This is a genomic window from Enterococcus sp. DIV0358 (genome assembly GCF_051713465.1).
GTDB lineage: Bacteria > Bacillota > Bacilli > Lactobacillales > Enterococcaceae > Enterococcus > Enterococcus faecalis.
In genome coordinates this window covers 241552-260805 of the sequence record NZ_JBIOPX010000001.1, presented here as the reverse complement: position 1 = coordinate 260805, position 19254 = coordinate 241552, and the positions used below count along the sequence as shown (strand labels likewise).

20 protein-coding genes are annotated in these 19254 nt (G+C 38.2%); 8 read left to right on the top strand and 12 right to left on the bottom strand.

Features of this window, described 5'->3' with window-relative positions:
* Window positions 1–132 precede the first annotated feature (132 nt).
* Window positions 133–1485 carry an aspartate kinase gene (locus IGK70_RS01385; RefSeq protein ID WP_002391510.1) on the top strand — a complete coding sequence of 451 codons (1353 nt, stop codon included), beginning with the start codon at window positions 133–135 and terminating at the stop codon, window positions 1483–1485.
* A 22-nt stretch (window positions 1486–1507) separates the two neighbouring features.
* On the opposite strand, the gene IGK70_RS01380 is transcribed toward IGK70_RS01385, so the two are convergent.
* From IGK70_RS01380 to IGK70_RS01370, 3 genes are read right to left on the bottom strand one after another with little or no spacing between them, the layout of a single operon-like run.
* Window positions 1508–2044 (bottom strand): haloacid dehalogenase, encoded by a 537-nt coding sequence (locus tag IGK70_RS01380; RefSeq protein ID WP_002355230.1) that lies wholly within the window; start codon window positions 2042–2044, stop codon window positions 1508–1510.
* Window positions 2045–2060: 16 nt separating this feature from the next.
* Complete coding sequence (locus IGK70_RS01375; RefSeq protein WP_104855592.1) at window positions 2061–2894, bottom strand: DUF72 domain-containing protein; 834 nt, start codon at window positions 2892–2894, stop codon at window positions 2061–2063.
* Window positions 2895–2943: 49 nt separating this feature from the next.
* The gene (locus IGK70_RS01370) at window positions 2944–3678 is read right to left on the bottom strand and encodes an acyl-ACP thioesterase domain-containing protein (RefSeq protein ID WP_010826316.1); all 735 of its coding nucleotides are present in this window, start codon (window positions 3676–3678) and stop codon (window positions 2944–2946) included.
* A gap of 273 nt (window positions 3679–3951) precedes the next feature.
* Between IGK70_RS01370 and IGK70_RS01365 the strand changes: the two genes are divergently transcribed.
* Complete coding sequence (locus IGK70_RS01365) at window positions 3952–4536, top strand: lytic polysaccharide monooxygenase (RefSeq protein WP_220421666.1); 585 nt, start codon at window positions 3952–3954, stop codon at window positions 4534–4536.
* A 42-nt stretch (window positions 4537–4578) separates the two neighbouring features.
* On the top strand, window positions 4579–5625 hold the full coding sequence (locus tag IGK70_RS01360) for a chitinase (protein ID WP_104855591.1): 1047 nt from the start codon (window positions 4579–4581) through the stop codon (window positions 5623–5625).
* Between the two features lie 95 nt (window positions 5626–5720).
* Here IGK70_RS01360 and IGK70_RS01355 read toward each other — a convergent pair whose 3' ends face one another.
* Together IGK70_RS01355 and IGK70_RS01350 are read right to left on the bottom strand one after the other, a co-directional pair.
* A complete protein-coding gene (locus IGK70_RS01355) occupies window positions 5721–6032 on the bottom strand; it encodes a DMT family transporter (protein ID WP_002361148.1) in 312 nt (103 codons plus the stop codon).
* On the bottom strand, window positions 6029–6385 hold the full coding sequence (locus tag IGK70_RS01350; RefSeq protein ID WP_002397559.1) for a DMT family transporter: 357 nt from the start codon (window positions 6383–6385) through the stop codon (window positions 6029–6031). Before IGK70_RS01350 ends, IGK70_RS01355 begins: the two co-directional genes overlap by 4 nt.
* A gap of 265 nt (window positions 6386–6650) precedes the next feature.
* On the opposite strand from IGK70_RS01350, the gene IGK70_RS01345 reads away from it, so the two are divergent.
* Window positions 6651–7625 (top strand): ring-cleaving dioxygenase, encoded by a 975-nt coding sequence (locus tag IGK70_RS01345; protein ID WP_438775148.1) that lies wholly within the window; start codon window positions 6651–6653, stop codon window positions 7623–7625.
* Window positions 7626–7646: 21 nt separating this feature from the next.
* Window positions 7647–8267 (top strand): flavin reductase family protein, encoded by a 621-nt coding sequence (locus IGK70_RS01340; RefSeq protein WP_002375773.1) that lies wholly within the window; start codon window positions 7647–7649, stop codon window positions 8265–8267.
* A gap of 43 nt (window positions 8268–8310) precedes the next feature.
* Here IGK70_RS01340 and IGK70_RS01335 read toward each other — a convergent pair whose 3' ends face one another.
* Window positions 8311–9639: an aminopeptidase C gene (locus IGK70_RS01335; RefSeq protein ID WP_002358357.1), complete on the bottom strand. Its 1329-nt coding sequence runs from the start codon at window positions 9637–9639 to the stop codon at window positions 8311–8313.
* 149 nt (window positions 9640–9788) lie between these two features.
* Between IGK70_RS01335 and IGK70_RS01330 the strand changes: the two genes are divergently transcribed.
* Window positions 9789–10178 carry a GntR family transcriptional regulator gene (locus tag IGK70_RS01330; protein WP_002358356.1) on the top strand — a complete coding sequence of 130 codons (390 nt, stop codon included), beginning with the start codon at window positions 9789–9791 and terminating at the stop codon, window positions 10176–10178.
* Window positions 10178–11548, top strand: coding sequence for a PH domain-containing protein (locus IGK70_RS01325; protein ID WP_010715002.1), 1371 nt, complete (start codon window positions 10178–10180; stop codon window positions 11546–11548). Before IGK70_RS01330 ends, IGK70_RS01325 begins: the two co-directional genes overlap by 1 nt.
* Before the next feature lie 43 nt (window positions 11549–11591).
* On the opposite strand, the gene IGK70_RS01320 is transcribed toward IGK70_RS01325, so the two are convergent.
* The 6 genes from IGK70_RS01320 to IGK70_RS01295 all read right to left on the bottom strand — a co-directional run bounded on the left by IGK70_RS01320 (window position 11592) and on the right by IGK70_RS01295 (window position 18115).
* The gene (locus IGK70_RS01320; RefSeq protein ID WP_002355215.1) at window positions 11592–11798 is read right to left on the bottom strand and encodes a heavy-metal-associated domain-containing protein; all 207 of its coding nucleotides are present in this window, start codon (window positions 11796–11798) and stop codon (window positions 11592–11594) included.
* Window positions 11799–11819: 21 nt separating this feature from the next.
* Entirely contained in the window at window positions 11820–14306 is a 2487-nt protein-coding gene (locus IGK70_RS01315; protein WP_104855590.1) for a heavy metal translocating P-type ATPase, read from the bottom strand.
* A 15-nt stretch (window positions 14307–14321) separates the two neighbouring features.
* On the bottom strand, window positions 14322–14762 hold the full coding sequence (locus tag IGK70_RS01310) for a CopY/TcrY family copper transport repressor (RefSeq protein ID WP_002358353.1): 441 nt from the start codon (window positions 14760–14762) through the stop codon (window positions 14322–14324).
* A gap of 127 nt (window positions 14763–14889) precedes the next feature.
* Window positions 14890–16053, bottom strand: a complete 1164-nt coding sequence (locus IGK70_RS01305) for a cation:proton antiporter (RefSeq protein ID WP_002355211.1) — start codon at window positions 16051–16053, stop codon at window positions 14890–14892.
* A 20-nt stretch (window positions 16054–16073) separates the two neighbouring features.
* Window positions 16074–17441, bottom strand: coding sequence for a TrkH family potassium uptake protein (locus tag IGK70_RS01300; RefSeq protein ID WP_002362943.1), 1368 nt, complete (start codon window positions 17439–17441; stop codon window positions 16074–16076).
* Between the two features lie 131 nt (window positions 17442–17572).
* Complete coding sequence (locus IGK70_RS01295) at window positions 17573–18115, bottom strand: dihydrofolate reductase family protein (RefSeq protein WP_002419241.1); 543 nt, start codon at window positions 18113–18115, stop codon at window positions 17573–17575.
* A 246-nt stretch (window positions 18116–18361) separates the two neighbouring features.
* On the opposite strand from IGK70_RS01295, the gene genR reads away from it, so the two are divergent.
* On the top strand, window positions 18362–19123 hold the full coding sequence (genR, locus tag IGK70_RS01290) for a MurR/RpiR family transcriptional regulator (RefSeq protein WP_002355208.1): 762 nt from the start codon (window positions 18362–18364) through the stop codon (window positions 19121–19123).
* The last annotated feature ends 131 nt before the right edge of the window (window positions 19124–19254 follow it).

Sequence of the window (19254 nt, the reverse complement as noted above, 5' to 3'; positions counted from 1 at the left end):
GGAAAAATGAAGAACAAATATTTTCATGATTTCCTAACTTTCTGAAAATAAGTGGTTGCTTTTCTAAATGTTTTTCGGTATCCTTTTACTAATCTACAAATGAGAAAATAATTAAAAACAGGAGTGATAAACGTGAACGTAGTTAAATTCGGCGGTAGCTCGCTAGCATCAGCACCACAGTTACAGAAAGTCTTACAAATCGTCAAGGAAGAGCCGCGCCGAACGTTTGTCGTTGTATCCGCTCCTGGAAAGCGAACCCCGCAAGATATTAAAGTGACTGATTTATTGATTCAATACTATCAGCGCTACTTAAATAATGAGGAAATTGAATCGACAATCTCTGCCATCATTCGTCGTTATGAAGATCTTTTTGATGAATTACACTTGGATAAAGCAGTTTTAGCTGATATTGCTATTTCGATTCGCCAATTAGCCACTTTACCAAAAGAAAACAATGCTTTTTTATTTGACTATTTTTTAGCTAGCGGTGAGGACAATAATGCAAAAGTTGTTGCCAGTTTTTTCAAGCAAAATGGCTTAGATGCTCGCTACATTAGTCCAAAAGAATTAGGTCTCCTAGTGACACCTGAGCCAGGCAATGCCCGCATTTTACCAAAAGCTTTAGAGAAAATTAGTGTCTATCGTGAGACTCAACAAATCTTGGTTATTCCAGGTTTCTTTGGTTATACAGAAGCCGGCGAAATTTGTACTTTTTCTCGTGGCGGTTCCGATATCACAGGGTCCATTGTTGCCGCAGGTGTTCAAGCAGATTTGTATGAAAACTTTACCGATGTGGACGGAATTTATGTCGCCCATCCTGGAATTATTGAACAGCCTCAAACGATTCAAGAATTGACCTACAGAGAAATGCGGGAGTTAGCTTATGCAGGCTTTGCCGTCCTCCACGACGAAGCCTTAATGCCTGCCTATCGCGCAAATATTCCAGTCGTTATCAAAAATACCAACAACCCACATCATCCTGGCACCCTAATTACCACCTCTCGCAAAGTGAAGCATGCTCCTGTTGTAGGAATTGCTAGTGATCAAGGGTTCGCAAGTATTTACATTAGTAAGTATTTAATGAATAGAGAATTAGGTTTTGGGCGACGGCTCTTAGAAGTACTAGAAAAATTAGCCTTGAGCTATGAGCATATGCCCTCAGGAATTGATGACATCACGATTGTTTTAAGAGAAGACCAGTTAACAACTGAAATTGAAAATCGACTGATGGCTCAACTCCAAGAAGTTTTAGCGCCTGATGAGTTACGCATCACGCATCATCTTTCTATGATTATGATTGTCGGGGAAGGCATGCGCCAACGAATTGGGGTTACTGCTGAAAGTACAATGGCGTTAGCCAAAGAAAAAATCAACTTAGAAATGATTAACCAAGGATCTTCGGAAGTAAGTATTATGTTTGGTATCAAAAAAGAACAAGAGGAAAAAGCCATCAAAGCCTTATATCGGACGTTCTTCCATGATTAATGAAAAAGACGAATGAGTTTTCTCATTCGTCTTTTTCATTGGTTTCAGTAATTTTCAATTGGCGTTGAATTTCCGCTTTAATTTTAGCTTCTGGCGCAAAATCTTGTTCCCAATTTTCAGGTTTCAATACTTTATTTGTTTCTGGATCATAATGTGGCTGCCCATCTGGAAATAATTTCCCCATATTGGCTTGATGAACGATTTCAATAATTTTTGTTGGATTGACGCCCATTAAGCAAAACGAACCATAAGTAAAATACAATAAATCAACTAGTGCATCCACTTCCTCCACTAAAGGATCAGATACTGGTTTGCCTTTCGCCAAGACTTTCTGCTCTGCTTTATCGACAGATTTTTTTAATCCGTTGACCAATTGTTGAAAAAGCACTTGGTCATTATCAGCAGCACTATATAAAAATTCTACAAGTTCTTCGACTTTAAACTCTGCTCGTCGACTGGCTAGCTCTGGCGAAAAAGCAGTTGGTTGCTCTGGTTGTTGTGGATTAAAAACCTCGTGGAAGGCACAAGCCATTTCATAAGGGGATTGCTTTTCAGACATTCAGCTACCTTCTTTCTCAAAATAAATCTAATTGTTTTGGATTCAAATCATCGTAACTCAAATTCAAGACTTTTTGCATCTGTAGAGCGTTTTCTGCGGCATCGCCGCCAGAATTATTATTAAAAATTACGCCCACTTCTTTAGCTTCTTGCGACATTTTTAAAACAGCTTCGCTTAAATCAGCGATTTCCTGCGTATTATAATGATAAAGGGTTCTTTTTTTTCGCCACTCTGCATCATTGGCTAACCAGCCAGCCGCATTACGTCCGTGAAACCGGAAGAGCACGAGATTAGGATTCGTTACATAAGGATAAAAGGGCACTGGATTCGTAGGAATCTGCGGTTCATCTACAATCACAAGTGAAAATTGATTTTCTTTCATAAATTGCAACATTTGTTTTACAAAGTTTGGTTGATACCATGAATTATTTCGTAATTCAATGGCGATGGGTAGGTCTTTAAACCAGTGACGAATTTTTTGCAAGTAAGCGACATTTTCTTTCGTACAACCAAATGTTCCTGAAAATTGTACCAGAAAGGCAAATAATTTTTTACTTTCAATTAATGGGGCCATACTTTCTAAAAAGGCGGTGATCATTTCTTCTTCACTTGCATAATAAGTCTGCCACTCACCTTGACAACTGATTCCACTATAAACTTTCATGACAAAGCGAAAGCTTTCAGGAACTGCTTTGACCCATTCAGCTACTCGTTCTTTGGGAGGAATCCCGTAATACGCCGTGTCCATTTCAACTAGCGGTAAATGACTGGCATATTCATAAAGCGTGGCCCGTTTTTTTCCAGTTAAATAGTCGTGTTCACTAAAAGATGTTAATCCTAAGCGAATCATGTCCTTCCTCCTCTGCGTAACTTTTTATTTTTTAAATCGTCATCTTAACTTAGTTGGTCCAATCGATATTCGCTTCACAATAGGTTTGACCATCAATCCGAATCTCATGGCGCGTTTTCAACTGATTTTCTTGTTCGACAATTTCGTAATGACTTTCGACTTCTTGGCCGTATTCTACTTCTTTATCAAATTTCACAAGAATTTTTTTCGGTTGATGCGTTGTTAAAAAGTCATACCCTAACACATCCAATAACCAATTAAAGTAAATCGCATTATTAACATGTTGATTGCCATCAATATCAAAAAAACGCACACGATAAGGTAAAAAGTTCCCCTCTGTGACTTTTTCAATTTTTTCATGGCGATAAATTTTAGTGATTTTTTCAGAATCAAAAGGTGCAATAATTTCTGGTAACACACTACTGATTTTCCGATTTTTTTGATCCATTAAGACAAAGGTTGATTTCACAAAGACACATTCATTGCCTTTTTCATCATGAACCCAAAAGTTACGATAACAAAAATATTTGTTATAACTCATAGCTTGCGTTGTAATTGCTACTTTTTCACCAACTTTTGGTAAGCGGTGAATCTCTATTTCATAATTGGTGATGACCCAGCCTAGGCCAAATTGAGCGACATAAGCCGCATCTCTTCCTAGTAATTCTGTTTGTTCTTCTGATACTTTAATGACAACCGCTAACAAAGCCGGTATCTTCATTGCACCAGTAAAATCGCCGTCATAGTAGGCAACTTCATAAGAGGATGTATGTTTTTTTCCCACGAAATAATCTCCTTTTTCCAATGGCTACTTTCGTGTCATTGTTTCTTCTTAAAAGTATACCACGTGATTTCTTCAATTGCGATTCCGAATGAAAAATTAACAAAACTTTGAAAAACACTATTATTTATATTATTTAAAAACGTTCTTAATATTACTTAAAAAATATTGTTTTATTTTTAAAAATAACATTTCTTATTATTTGTATCCGAAAGATTATTATGTTATATCCCTATCTGTAAGAGCATACAAAATAATTTTTTAGGAGGTTTTTTCATGAAAAAGAGTTTATTAACAATCGTCCGGGCTTTTAGTTTTGTTTTAGGTGGCGCTGCATTGGCCCCTACTGTTTCAGAGGCTCATGGTTACGTAGCAAGTCCTGGAAGTCGTGCTTTCTTTGGTAGTTCTGCTGGTGGTAACTTAAATACAAATGTTGGTCGTGCACAATGGGAACCTCAAAGTATCGAAGCGCCCAAAAATACGTTTATTACTGGTAAATTAGCCAGTGCAGGTGTCTCAGGTTTTGAACCTTTGGATGAACAAACAGCTACTCGTTGGCACAAAACAAACATTACAACAGGTCCCCTTGACATCACTTGGAACTTAACTGCCCAACATAGAACTGCTTCTTGGGATTACTATATTACTAAAAATGGCTGGAATCCAAATCAACCATTAGACATTAAAAACTTCGACAAAATTGCTTCAATTGACGGCAAACAAGAAGTTCCTAATAAAGTTGTTAAACAAACAATTAATATTCCGACAGACCGCAAAGGTTATCATGTCATTTACGCTGTCTGGGGCATTGGTGATACGGTGAACGCCTTTTACCAAGCGATTGATGTGAACATTCAGTAAAAATACTCACATCTTAAACTAAATTAAAGGAGTTCTCAAAAAATGAAGCTAAAAAAAATAATCCCTGCTTTTCTGCTTCTTTCAACCGTAGCAGTTGGCTTGTGGTTAACGCCTACTCAAGCTTCTGCAGATGCTGCGGATACGATGGTAGATATCTCTGGCAAAAAAGTGTTGGTTGGATATTGGCATAACTGGGCCTCAAAAGGACGCGATGGTTACAAACAAGGAACATCAGCATCACTGAACCTTTCAGAAGTAAATCAAGCCTACAATGTCGTACCGGTTTCCTTCATGAAAAGCGATGGTACGACACGGATTCCTACGTTCAAGCCTTATAACCAAACGGACACTGCCTTCCGACAAGAAGTCGCACAATTAAATAGTCAAGGTCGCGCAGTTTTATTGGCACTTGGTGGAGCAGATGCACATATCCAATTAGTCAAAGGCGATGAACAAGCCTTTGCGAATGAAATCATTCGTCAAGTGGAAACATACGGCTTTGATGGTTTAGACATCGACTTAGAGCAATTGGCGATTACTGCTGGCGACAACCAAACCGTCATCCCTGCTGCGTTGAAAATAGTCAAAGACCATTATCGAGCACAAGGAAAAAATTTCATCATTACGATGGCGCCAGAATTCCCTTATTTAAAACCTGGTGCCGCTTATGAAACATACATTACTTCCCTAAATGGTTATTATGATTACATTGCTCCACAATTATATAACCAAGGCGGCGACGGTGTCTGGGTTGATGAAATTATGACTTGGGTTGCTCAAAGCAACGATGCTCTAAAATACGAGTTCCTCTATTATATGTCTGATTCATTAATCCATGGCACGCGCGGCTATCTACAGATACCAAACGATAAATTAGTCCTTGGTTTACCAGCAAATCGGGATGCTGCTGGTAGCGGCTATGTCGTTGAGGTTACCCCTGTAGCCAAAACTTTTGATCAGTTAGCAAAAGACGGTAATCCTATCCGTGGCTTAATGACCTGGTCTGCAAATTGGGACGTTGGTCAAGATGTCAACGGCAAGTCCTACAACAATGAATTTGCGACACGTTATAGTAACCTCGTAAAATAAAAGCTATTTTGAGACAGAACACCGCATTTGGTTCTGTCTCTTTTTAAATTTTACTCACCGATCTTTCAATAATCCAAACAATGTTCTCTCGCTTTCTAACCAATTAATTTTAAACCAATCACAGAAACAATGATTAAAAAAATAAAAAATATCCGGCGTGGGTCTTTTGATTCACCTAAGAGCATTCCTAAAATAGCGCCTCCTGCTGTACCAATTCCTGTCCAAACTGCATAAGAAACGCCCATCGGCAGTTGTCTCATCCCTAAATATAAAAATAAAAAACTACCACTAAACGCTAGAATTAAAATTAACAATGAACGTAAGTCTTTTTTTGTTGTAAATAATTTAATTGAACCTACGCCAAAGATTTCAAAACAGCCTGCAATAACTAAGTATAACCAACTCATCTTGTTTCCTCCTCTTTATTTCCAGTTACCATTTTTAAGCCAATTACACCTATTAATAACAGCAACAGAAAAAGAACTTTTCCTATGCCCAATGGTGTGTGGAATAAAAAATGATCTGTCACAATAGTTCCAGCGCTACCTAAGCCGACAAATACAGCATAGGCTGTGCCGACTGGCAATTCCTCTCCTGCTTTAATCAACGCATAGAAACTGATAAAGATTGCGATTACTGTCCCTAAAATCTCCCACCATGTTGTGCTATGCTTCATGCCAATGACCCAAATCACTTCACAAAAAGCGCCAAAAATAACTTTTAACCAAGCTTTACTCATCTTGTTTCCCTTCCCTTCCAAACAAAAAAAGTGCCAACAAACAGTTCAGCTATGGCCTAAGAACTGTTCATTAACACTTTAGTCGCAAGCATCCGGCGATGTTTACGAAAGTTTATGTATTAAAATATCTCAGGCTATTATATTCTTATTTTAAAAAAAAATCAACTAAAAAATAATAGTTCGAATTCGAGACATTTCTTTTGCATTTTTAGGACTAATCATTTAAACTTACTTTTAGTAAGTTAGTTAATTAAAAAATTATTTTTCTTTTAGGAGGATTTTTATTATGAATACACAAATTTTAGGTTTACACCACGTCACTGCCATGACTTCAAGTGCTGAAAAAATTTATCACTTTTTCACCGATATTTTAGGTCTACGTTTAATTAAGAAGACTGTCAACCAAGACGATATTGAAACATATCATTTATTTTTTGCTGATGATGCCGGCTCTCCCGGAACAGATATGACTTTCTTTGACTTCCCAGGCTTACCTAAAGGAACCAAAGGAACCAATACAATTTCTCGTACTTCCTTCCGTGTAAAAGATGATGCTGCTTTGGATTACTGGGTATCACGCTTTAATAAATATGAAATTGATCATGGAGAAATTCAAGAACGTTTTGGTAAAAAGTATTTAGAATTTGAAGATTTTGACAATCAACGTTACCAACTTATTTCTGATGAAAAGAACCAAGGTGTCGAAGCCGGCACGCCTTGGAAAAAATCTAACGTTCCTAGTGAACATGCTTTAATCGGCTTAGGACCAGCCTTTGTAACTGTCGAAAATTACGAACATCTGCAACTAGTTTTAACTGAAGTTTTAGGGTTCAAATTGATTGATGCTGAAGGTAGTTTCCATTTATTTGAAGTTGGCGAAGGTGGGAATGGTGCCAGCATTATCGTAGAGCATCGGGAAGATTTGCCAGCGGCTCAAGAAGGCTACGGCAATGTCCATCACTTAGCCTTGCGTGTTGCCGATGAGGAAGCACTACGTTTCTGGATTGAAAAAATTAATCGTTTGGAATTTCCTAATTCTGGCTTTGTGGAACGTTTTTACTTTAAATCTGAATATTTCTTGGCAGCAACACATGTTTTATTTGAACTGGCAACCGATGGTCCTGGATTTTTAGAGGATGAAACCTATGAACACGCTGGCGAAAAATTATCATTACCGCCATTTTTAGAACCAAAACGGGCAGGGATTGAAGAATTTGTGCGTCCTTTCGATACTTCAGATGCGAATATTCAACGAAATTAGTATTTTTTCTAGGAGGCTCCTATGATTCATTACAATAGTAACGAGTTATCTGCAAAAACAGCGTATAAATTTTTATCAGGAAGCATTATTCCTCGACCAATCGCTTGGGTTACGACACAAGATACAGCCACAGGTGTCGTCAACGCTGCTCCCTTTAGTTTCTTTAATGCGGCGGCAGCTGAAATTCCTTTAGCAACGTTGTCCATTTTACGACCAGACAAAGAGCCTAAAGATACGGCACGAAATATCTTGGCTACTAAAGAACTTGTCATCCATTTCGTTAACGAAGACGTTCTTACTCAAATGAATCAGACTTCGGCGTCTTTAGCAGCAGAGATCAGTGAAATTGACACATTCGGTATTGAAACCATTGCTAGCCAGACTGTTGCTGTTCCAGCAATCAAAGCCGCGCCGATTCGGATGGAAGCTCGCTTACATCAATATGTACCTATTGCTAACCATGAAGGTCAAATTATTACGGATTTATTCATTGTAGAAATTACCGATTTCTATTTTGATTCAGCCGTTTTTGATGAAGAACATCAGTACATTTTACCTGAAAAACTCCAACCGATTGCTCGTTTAGCAGGCAATGATTATACAACATTGGGCGAAATCCGTGAAGTTCGCCGCCCAACGTAAAAAGAAGGCCCCGCCATGACGGCGGGGGCCTTCTTTTTCTGTTTTATGCTAATGCTCCCATTGGATCCCAAGGTGCCAAAACAGTTGGCGCTTGTTCCCAAGCTTTTTTCTGTTCGTCAGTTAATAAATCTTTGTGCACAACGATTTGATAAGTGTATTCGTCCATCCACGCATCGCTCATAACGAAGAAGCCATTTTCACCGACTTTTTCGCCCCAGCTATTTTCCACTTTCCATTTTGTTGTTTGGCCATCCACGATATCAACACCTGTTAAAACCATGGCGTGTGTCATTAAGCTTTCACCAAAGTCTAAACGTTCTGCTTTAGTCATCGTAAAATCAATATCAAAAAGATCGTTCATATCGTAAACGTCTAATGCCATAATTCCTGTGTCACGTGTTGAAGATTGTCCGACATCACAACCAAACCAAACAGATTCGCCTTGTTCCAATTGTGCAGCAGCTAATTTTTTGAAAGCAGCCATTTCTACATTTAAATATTTAACTTCTTTGCCGCCGACAACATTCCCTAACATTTCAACAGTGTATGTTTTGTTGAAGGGTTTATCTTCTGTAGGAGCATTAATAATACTTACATAATCATGTAAATTAACGCCAACGTATTTTTCAAAGAATGTTTGCGGTGTTAGATTTTGATCCAAATGATAATTTTTTTCTTCGTCACGGTATTCAAAATCAAAGGTTTCTGGCGGCGTTCCTAAAGAGATTGCTAAGAAATTATAAATTTCTTGTAACATTGCTTCTTTGTTTTTTTGGACTTCTTCAGCAGAAGCGCCTTTTTCAATTAAACTACGTAAAATTGTTGCATCTTTGCGTAATTTTTTATTTAAATAGTTGTTTAAATCACGTGAATTGGAACTGTTGCTGCTTTCAGGCATTGCCGTTTTAGGCACTACGCCATATTTATCAAAAATTGAAACGATCATATCCCATTGCCCACCATCTTGTTGTGGTGTAGCTAATAAAAAGGCCACTTTACGACTAGTCAACGGTTGATCGGCTGTTGCAATAATATTTTCATAGAAATAATTTGATTTTTCATATTTATCCCAGAAAAATGTATAGTTTTGTGATAATTCAAAATCTTTTAATTGAAACGCATTTAACATTCTATGTCTAAATGTATTTAATGCCGCAAACATCCAGCAGCGACCGCTTTGTTTTTGATTGGCCACTTTTCCAGTAGCTAAGTCGACTGAAAAGACGGGTACGTTATTCACGGCTCCTTGTACAGATTCACCAGAAGCGCTGATACCATTTTTTACTACACTACGTTGTAAGGCATTTTGTTTATTATTGTTCAAGAAATCTTGATGGAATTTCTCTGTTAATTTTGGTTCAATTGCTGTCATATTTTCATCGTCCTTTCATTTTACGTTCTTCTTCATTATATGCTTCTCTTTAAACAGAAACAACCATTTACTCTAAATTCCTTGCTTTCCAACTCTTTTTGTATTAGTATATATAATACATATAGCACAAATAAGACAGGAGTGATTCGATGCTTTTAGAAATAGATGAACAAAGCGAACAGCCCATCTATCAGCAACTCATTGATCAAATCATTGTAGGCATTGCCAAAGGTGAACTGGTTCCCAATGAAAGTTTGCCTTCTATCCGACAATTGGCGGACGAAATCGGGGTCAATATGATGACTGTTTCAAAAGCTTATAACAAGTTAAAGCAATCAGGTTATATTGTGACTGACCGTCGTAACGGCACCAAAATTGCCGCAAAGTTACCTGCTACCGCTGTTTGGCAACAGCAATTGCATGAGCGTTTAGAACTTCTGTTGGCTGAAAGTTTTTTACATCAGCAATCCGAAGCAGAAATCCAAGCACTTATTCAGAAAATTTATCAAAATTTTGATTCGAAAGGGCGTGCACTATAATGGCGGTATTCTTTTATTTCATCCTAGTTTCTGTCGCTTTTTTTATGGCATTTACTATGGGGATTTATGCAAATCCTCACAAAAATATTATTTTGGAAAACACTTTACCAGAAGATAAACTACAAGATCCCAGCGTTCAAGCAATCCGAAAACGTTATAAAAAACGCTTGGTTCAACTAGCAGCCGTTTTTAGTGTTCTTAGTTTACCTTTGTTATTTATTCCTTATGATTCGATTTTATTGTTCCTTTTTCTGTTACTTTTATTTAGTTTTATTGGCAGTGGCTACTATCTGCAAATCGTTTATATTCGAAAAATGGCCGCTTTAAAAATGCAAAACGGCTGGTTGCTACCTAAGCGTCCTCTCTTAATCGATACGCAATTAGTTTTAAATAAAAACCAGAAACTTATTTCATTTTGGTGGTTTTTACCTGCAATTATTCTTACTTTTGCTGGGGGCTTTTATTCCTTGCAAACGGCGATTGGTTCCTGGATTCTTTTCTTAATTACTGTTTTGATGTTAAGTTTGTTCATTGGCGGCTATTATTTTATTGCGCGCTTACCTGTCAAACCGCTAACTAGCGACTCAAAAATTAATCAGCAAATCAATGACTTATTTCGGCATCATTGGTCTGTTTTAATGGTTTTATCCGCCTTAGTTTTTGCACCGCTAACCATTTTACCAACTTTCACAATTGTCATTGATTATACGGTTGCGATGGCCCTTACTTTTTGTTATTTTATTCTTTTGTTTGTTTATGTAGGCTTTCTCTTCTACTACCTATTTTCAATGCGCAAAAAACAAGATCAATTCGTTTTACAGGCTGGCGATTATCGCTATGGGGATGATGATCAATATTGGCGGTATGGGATTTATATCAATCCAAAGGACCCCAAAATCATGGTTCCTGATCGCATTGGTATGAATTTATCTATTAACCTAGGACGGCCTGCTGGGAAAATTATTCTAGCCGCTACTGGTATTTTAACGATTGCAGTGCTGTTCTTTGCCACAGTACCAATGTTTATAAATGATTTTTCTAGTCATGCCTTTCAAGCAACTATTGAAAAGAAACAAATTGAGTTATCTGCCCCATTAGCAAAAACAAGGTCAATTCCTTTTAACCAAATCACTGCTGTTTCTTTGATTGATGACTTACCTCAAGAACGCATCCGCACAATGGGTGCTGCGACAGATAGTTACTTAACAGGAGAATTTAAAGTCGCTGGAAAACCTGCTTATTTACTAATTTATACAAAAAGTCATCCGATTCTGAAAATAGAAACGCGGGAGAAAGTTTATTATTATACTGCGCGTGATGGTCAAGAAACGACTAAGATTTATCAGGAAATCAAAGCAAAACTTCCATAACAAAAAAACAGGGCCTACTCATGATGGTAGGCCCTGTTTTTTGTTATTCGCTGACAACCTTGAATTTTGTATCTGCCAACGTGGTATTCAGTTCATCCTGGCTTACTTCACGATCTGCTGTCACAACGGCTGTTTGATCTGCCAAGTGAACCGCAACATTCGTTACGCCGTCAATTCCACTAAATTTTTCAGTGACCGCTTGAACACAGCCATCACATTTCATCCCATCAATTTTTACTGTTTTTTCCATTTCACTTCATCCTTTTCAATTTTATTTTTGACTTCCACTAGTTCTTTTCACCGTCGAAGGTTTAAATCCTTTTAAGCGTAAAGCGTTTAGTAAGACAGAGACTGAACTAAAACTCATAGCTGCTGCTGCAATCATCGGACTTAACAAAGGTCCACCAAATAAGTGTAACACACCCATAGCCACTGGAATACCTAATGTATTATAGGCAAATGCCCAGAAAAGATTTTCTTTGATGTTTTTGATGGTCGCTTTACTTAATTCAACTGCTGTAGGCACATCCATTAAATCACTACGCATTAGCACAATATCGGCCGATTCCATTGCAACATCTGTGCCTGAACCAATAGCAATCCCCACATCCGCTTGGGCAAGTGCTGGTGCATCATTAATACCGTCACCCACCATCGCAACTTTTTTGCCTTCTGCTTGTAGTTTTTTCACTTCTAACGCTTTATCTTCTGGTAAAACTTCACTTAAGACACGATCGATACCTACTTGTTTCGCAATCGCCTCTGCAGTACGCTTGTTGTCTCCCGTAATCATCACGGCTTCGATCCCCATTTTATGCAAACGTGCAATGGCTGTTTGACTGCTATCCTTCACAGTATCTGCTACCGCAATGATACCCGCAAACGAACCATCTTTTGCCACAAACATTGGGGTTTTCCCTTCTTCTGCCAAGCGATCCGCTTGTTGAACAAACGTTGATAGCTCGATGGCCTCTTCTTTCATTAATTTTATATTGCCCAAAAGTAGGACTCGTTCGTTGACTGTCACACGGATGCCGTGACCTGGAATCGCTGAAAAATCGCTTCCTTCTGCTAATGGCAATTGACGTTCTTTAGCCGCCCCCACAATTGCTTCACCTAGAGGATGTTCTGATCCTTGTTCTGCAGAAGCTGCTAATGTTAGTAACTCAGCTTCTGAAAGTGCTGAATCAGCAACTAAAATATCCGTAACCACCGGTTTGCCTTCTGTAATAGTTCCTGTTTTATCAAACACGATTGTTTGAATTTTGTGAGTGGTTTCTAAAGCATCCCCACTTTTAATTAAAACGCCATTTTCAGCGCCCTTACCTGTCCCCACCATAATCGCAGTCGGCGTTGCCAAGCCGAGCGCACAAGGACAAGCAATCACTAACACAGAAATGGTAATTGTCAAAGCGAAAATCCATGACTCTTGTCCTAAAAAGAACCAAGCCAAGCCAGAAAGAACAGCCAAACCAATAACGATTGGGACAAAAACACCCGAAATTTTATCAGCTAATTGTGCAATCGGCGCTTTTGAGCCTTGCGCATCTTCCACTAATTGAATGATTTGGGCAAGGGCCGTCTCTTTTCCCACTTTTGTCGCCTTGAATTGAAAGCTGCCATTTTTATTGATGCTAGCACCAATTACTGCATCACCGACTTTCTTTTCAACAGGCAAACTTTCGCCCGTTAACATGGCTTCATCCACAGAACTACTGCCTGAAACAATCACTCCATCAACAGGGATTTTATCTCCTGGGCGAACAATCACAATGTCATCCAACTGAACAGCATCAACTGGCACTTCAATTTCTGCGCCATCACGTAAAATATGAGCAGTTTTCGGCGCCAAACCCATTAATTTTTTTATCGCATCTGAGGTTTTCCCTTTTGAAACAGCTTCGAAATATTTTCCTAATGTAATTAAAGTTAAAATAACACCCGCTGATTCATAATAAAGAGCCATTGTAAAACTTGTATCTCCTAAGAATATCATGACTGTGCCATATAAACTATACACAAAAGCAGCACTGGTTCCTAAAGCTACCAAAGAAAACATATTCGGATGCCCTTTAAATAATGCTTTAAAACCAACTGTGAAAAATTCTCTGCCGACATATAGAACGGGTAACGTCAAAATCAATTGAACCATTGCAAAGGTCGTCGCATGTGTCATTGGATTCAAAAAATCCGGCAATGGTAAGCCTACCATATGTCCCATCGCAATATAAAGAAGGGGTACTGTAAACACCGCTGAGATCCAAAAACGTTGCCACATCTCAGCAATATGTTTTTGTTTCTTTTCACGATCTTGGTCCGCTGTTGCACCTGCAGCGACTTCTTCTGTCGCTTGATAACCTGCATCCGTAACTGCTTTGATAATTTCAGCACTCGTTACTTGATGGTCGTCATAACTAACCACCAGTTTTTCCGTGGCTAAATTAACAATCGCTTGTTGAACACCAGATAATTGGTTCACAGCTTTTTCAATCGTTTGGGCACAGGAAGCACAACTCATTCCTTCAATCGCAAACGTTCGTTGCTGGGCTGGGCTAATCGCCTTGTAGCCAGCATCTGACACAGCTTCCTTAATTTCTTCTTCTGTGACTTCCGTCTGATCATACGTGACACTTAATTTTTCCGTAGCTAAATTGACACTTGCCTTTGCCATCCCAGGTAACTTCGTCGTAGCCTTTTCAATCGTTTGGGCACAGGAAGCACAGCTCATCCCTTCAATATCAAACGTTTTACTTTCCATTTTTTTCACTCCTTTTTAAATTAAATGACATTGGCATTGACCAGGAATACAGTTGCAAGGGACGGATTCAACCGCCGTCTTGCGCTTCTCTTTCAAGAGTTCCTCTAATCGATCCAAATCGTCATAACTCAACTGACTCTCTGTTAAAATTGTTTCTACCACGGAACCAACTTTACGGCTGCACACCTTAGCTAAAAGTTCGTCTGCCACCGTTTCAACGCTCCGACGTTCTTCTACTAGCGGATAATAAATATATTTATTGCCTGCTTTCTCCGTTCCAACTAACCCTTTATCTGTTAAACGACTTAGTAACGTCTTGACGGTCGTTGATTTCCATTCTTTCTTCTCATTTAAAAGTGTATGCACTTCACGACTCGTGGTCTTGCCTTGGGTCCAAATAACCCGCATGACTTCCCACTCTGCATCTGTAATTGTCGCTAATTTATCTTTTGCCATACTCGTTAAATTCCTCCTTCATCAATAAAAAAGAGTTCAAGGTTATCGACTACAAACGTAGTCGTTTATCTTGAACTCATCATATAGCTATTTTATTTTTTTGTCAACAACTTCTGCTCATCTTTTTTTATTGCAACGCAGATTCTTGTTTTTTAACAAAGTATTTCAATAAGAACGGTGCAACTAAGGTCGTTAAGATAATTACCACAATCATGCTCGTATAATACGCTTCTGAAAGTAATTTAGATTGGTAGCCAATTTGCGCAATGATTAATGCCATTTCCCCACGCGAAACCATCCCAGCACCGACCATTAAAGAACTTGTATTGGAGAAACCAACCATTTTCGCTCCCCAGGCGCCGCCCAGTAATTTCGTTAAAATCGCCATAATCGTCATTACCAAAATAAAAGGTAAATCTTTTCCTAACGTGTTAAATGTCACTGATAAGCCAATGCTGGCAAAGAAGACGGGAATAAACACGGCATAGCCAATAGCTTCAATATTGAAATCAATTTCTGTTTTTGCATCCGTTTGTCCCACAGCAATCCCTGCAAAAAAGGCACCTACGACAGAACTTAAACCAACTAAATCAGCCAAATAAGCCATGCCCAAACAGATAATCAATGACATGATAATAACAGACGACCCAATGTTCATTTTTTGACTTAAACGTAGTAAATAGGGAGCGATAAAGCGGACCAAAAAGAAAATCCCAATAAAGAATAAGCCTTGTTCAATTAACTTAACAATAAAGCTGACTTCTGTATTGCCGCCTGTACTTGCACCAATCATGCCGACAGCGACACTTAAAATAATCACGACCACGATATCGTCAACGACGGAAGCCCCAAGAATCGTTGCACCTTCTTTACTACTTAAAACATTCAACTCTCTTAATACTTCTACTGAAATGCTGACCGACGTTGCTGCTAAAACTAACCCAAGGAAAAAAGCTTCTTTCCAAGAAAAAGCAAACAGCTGACCAATCAACATAGTAAAACCAACCGGTAAAACGATGCCCAAAATAGCGACCATGACACTAGGTTTCGCATATTTTTTCAATAATTCCAATTCACATTCCATTCCAGCAATAAACATCAGCATAATGACACCAATTTCTGAAAAGTCATGCACAAACACATCTTGATGCACAATATTTAACATCGCTGGACCTAACACAATCCCTACTAGCAATTGCCCAATTACTGCAGGAATTCCTACTCTTTTACAAGCAACACCTGCTAAAGTCGTTGTAATTAAAATCAAACATAAAATACCTAAAAATTCCATTCTATTTCCCTCTTTCTCTATTAACCAATCATCACTGATTCTTTTGGATATTGAACTTTCGACTGACTTTCCAAGCCTTTCTTAATTAATGACAATAACACCGTGTACACACCCACACGACCGACGAACATTAGAAAAATAATCACCAGTTTACCAAAAACAGTTAAATCTGGTGTTAACCCCATTGTTAAACCAACCGTTCCAAATGCAGAAATCACTTCAAAAACAATATACTCAATCCCGTTTTTTAAAGGTAATGTTTCTGTAAACGAGAGAATAACCGAAGCAGTTACACATAAAAAAGTTGCCAAGAAGAACAAAGTAAACGCTTGGAGCACTACTCGCTCAGGAATTGTGCGTTCATGGAATTCCACTCGCTGTTTCCCTTTAAAAATTGCACGAAATTGTAAAAATAACACACCAAACGTAGTGGTTTTCAAGCCGCCAGCGGTTGATCCTGAAGTGCCACCAATAAACATCCACAAAATCGTGACAATCAGGCCTGGATTACTCATTTTCAAATAATCAACTGAATAAAAGCCAGCCGTTCTTGGTGTAACCGACAAGAACCAACTGTTGACAAGACGCTGCCAAAAAGACATGTCAGCTGGAAAATGGCGATATTCCGAAATGTAAAAAATAACGGTCCCTAAGACTAAAAAGGTGGCGGTCACCGTTAAAGCAAGGCGTGTATGAATACTAACACGGTGCTTAATTTTATTTTTATAACCTTTAATCATTGCAAAAATATCGCGCCACACAATAAATCCTAAGCCACCAGCTATAATTAAAAAGCTAATGACTAGTAAAAGATAAGGCGAATTTTGATAAGGAACCATACTATCCCCTAGCAAATCAAAGCCAGCATTACAAAATGCCGAAACGGCATGGAAGAGACTAAAAAACATCCCTTTTTTCCACCCAAATGTTGGCACAAATTGAAAGGACAACAAGAAGGCTCCAAGTAATTGAATAATGGCCGCAAACTTCATAATATATTTCATTAAACGAAAAACTCCGGAAACTTCACTAACATTTAAAGCTTCTTGATACAACATCCGTACACTTAGTGACGCTTTTTTCCGCAGCAAACTAAAGAAAATCGTGGCAACGGTTAAAAAGCCTAAGCCGCCTAATTCAATCAAAATCATAATAATAACTTGCCCGATAGGACTCCAATGTTCCGCCGTATTCAAAGGCGAAAGCCCTGTAACACAGACGGCGGAAGTTGCCACGAAAAAAGCATCAATCCATTGCGTTTTTTGTCCAGCTTGTGCAGAAAAAGGCATCATTAATAAGATTGTGCCTACAACAATTAATAGAAAAAAGCCTAAGACAATTGTTTGAACAGGTGAAATATACAACCTTCTTTTGATCTGATGTTTCATTTTTTTCTCCTCTACCATTTCTTTGTCAATCAAAAACAACACAAACGGCTAGACAACTGTTGCTTTGTTCCTCTCGCCCTATGAGAAACTCAAAACCTTGAAAGCAACTTGCCCAACCGAATAATTATTTTTTAATTTTTGTTTTCACGTTGATAAATCGAATAAACCAACTCATTTTTTTGATAAACCTGTTTTAAACGAACTGGGATTGATTGATCCATTGTCTCGTATAGAGCAATGCCCTCACCCAGAAACAGTGGTATTGTCGTCAAAATGAAGGTATCAATTAAATCAGCTGCCAAAAGCGGTTGAACCACTTTCGGGCCTCCAACAATCCAAATTCCCGCGCCGTCTTCTTCTTTGATACGACGAATTAATGTGACGGGATCTTCCTTTGTAAAAGTTCTTGAAGCAGTTGATGGTTCTGGATGAGAGGTAATGATATAAGAATGCTTGTCTTCATAAAAATACACATCTGGGGACAATTCTTGTGTCACTTGATCATAAGTAGTCCGCCCCATTACCACAGTGTCTATTTTTTCATACATTTCATCGTAACTACGATCTTCTTCATCGCCACGAATATTCTCTTCTAACCAAGCAACACCGCCCGCTTTGTCCGCAATGAAACCATCAATACTCGCTGCAATAAATAAAATTACTTCCCGTGCCACATCAACGCCTCCTTTTCTCTTCTTATCTATTTTAGCTTGTTTTCACAAAAAACTCTAGGGGTGCGCATTGTTATTTTTAAAAGAAAAAAGAGAAAAACTAGGATAATTGGGCTACTTTTTGTAAAATAGGAAATAAGAAACTTTTTATTGAGTTATTTTACATTTTTTTCAAGAAAAATAAGAATTGGTTTATTTGATTTACACAAAAAAATAACATATTCAGTTTTTATATAAAGGAGGATTACTTTGTTTGATTTAGAGAAGGTTCAGACCTTGAATGAATTAGAAATGCTCGTTTACCATTATGTATTGGAACACCTGCACCAAATCCCTCAACAGACCATTCGCCAACTGGCTACTTCCTGTCATGTCTCCACCTCAACGATTCTACGATTTTGTAACAAAATGGGTTATGCTGGTTTTTCCGAATTAAAATATGCAGTGAAAGAAGAAGCCAAACAAACACAAACGTTTGAAAATTTTTATGATGCCACAGTTCACGTCGATGCTTTTTTGAAAAAATTAAACCAAGAAACCTATTACGAAATGCTTCGTCCAGCAATTCAAATGATTGTTCAAGCACGTCACGTTGCCTTTACTGGCATTGGTACCAGCGGAATTTTAGGTAGTTATGGCAGTCGTTATTTTGCCAACTTAAATATCAATTCTTACAGTATTGCTGACCCCTTTACGCCTATCCCCAAGCGCGGATTTGAAAATACATTAGCCTTGATTCTGTCTGTATCTGGGGAAACCAATGAAATGATTAAACAAATGACCGACTTTAAAACAGCTGGCGCCAAAGTGCTAAGCATTACCAACAATCAACATTCAACTATTGCCCGCTTGGCTGACTACAACATCTCCTATTATATGCCCGACGAACGTTCTCCATTTGCAGATAAATCAGTTAATACAACCACTCAAATCCCTGTCATTGCTTTAATTGAACTCCTAGCTCATCAAGCAAGTCAACTTTTAAAGGAACTAGATGAAACACCTTTCTAGTTGTTTTTCACAAAAGCTCATGCTGTCTAAAACACCATGAGCTTTTTTGTTTTTTTTCTTGGTACATGTTTCTCATTCAGGCAAAAGTCTATTTTTTCTTCAAATAACCTTATATAGTAAATATGTAAACG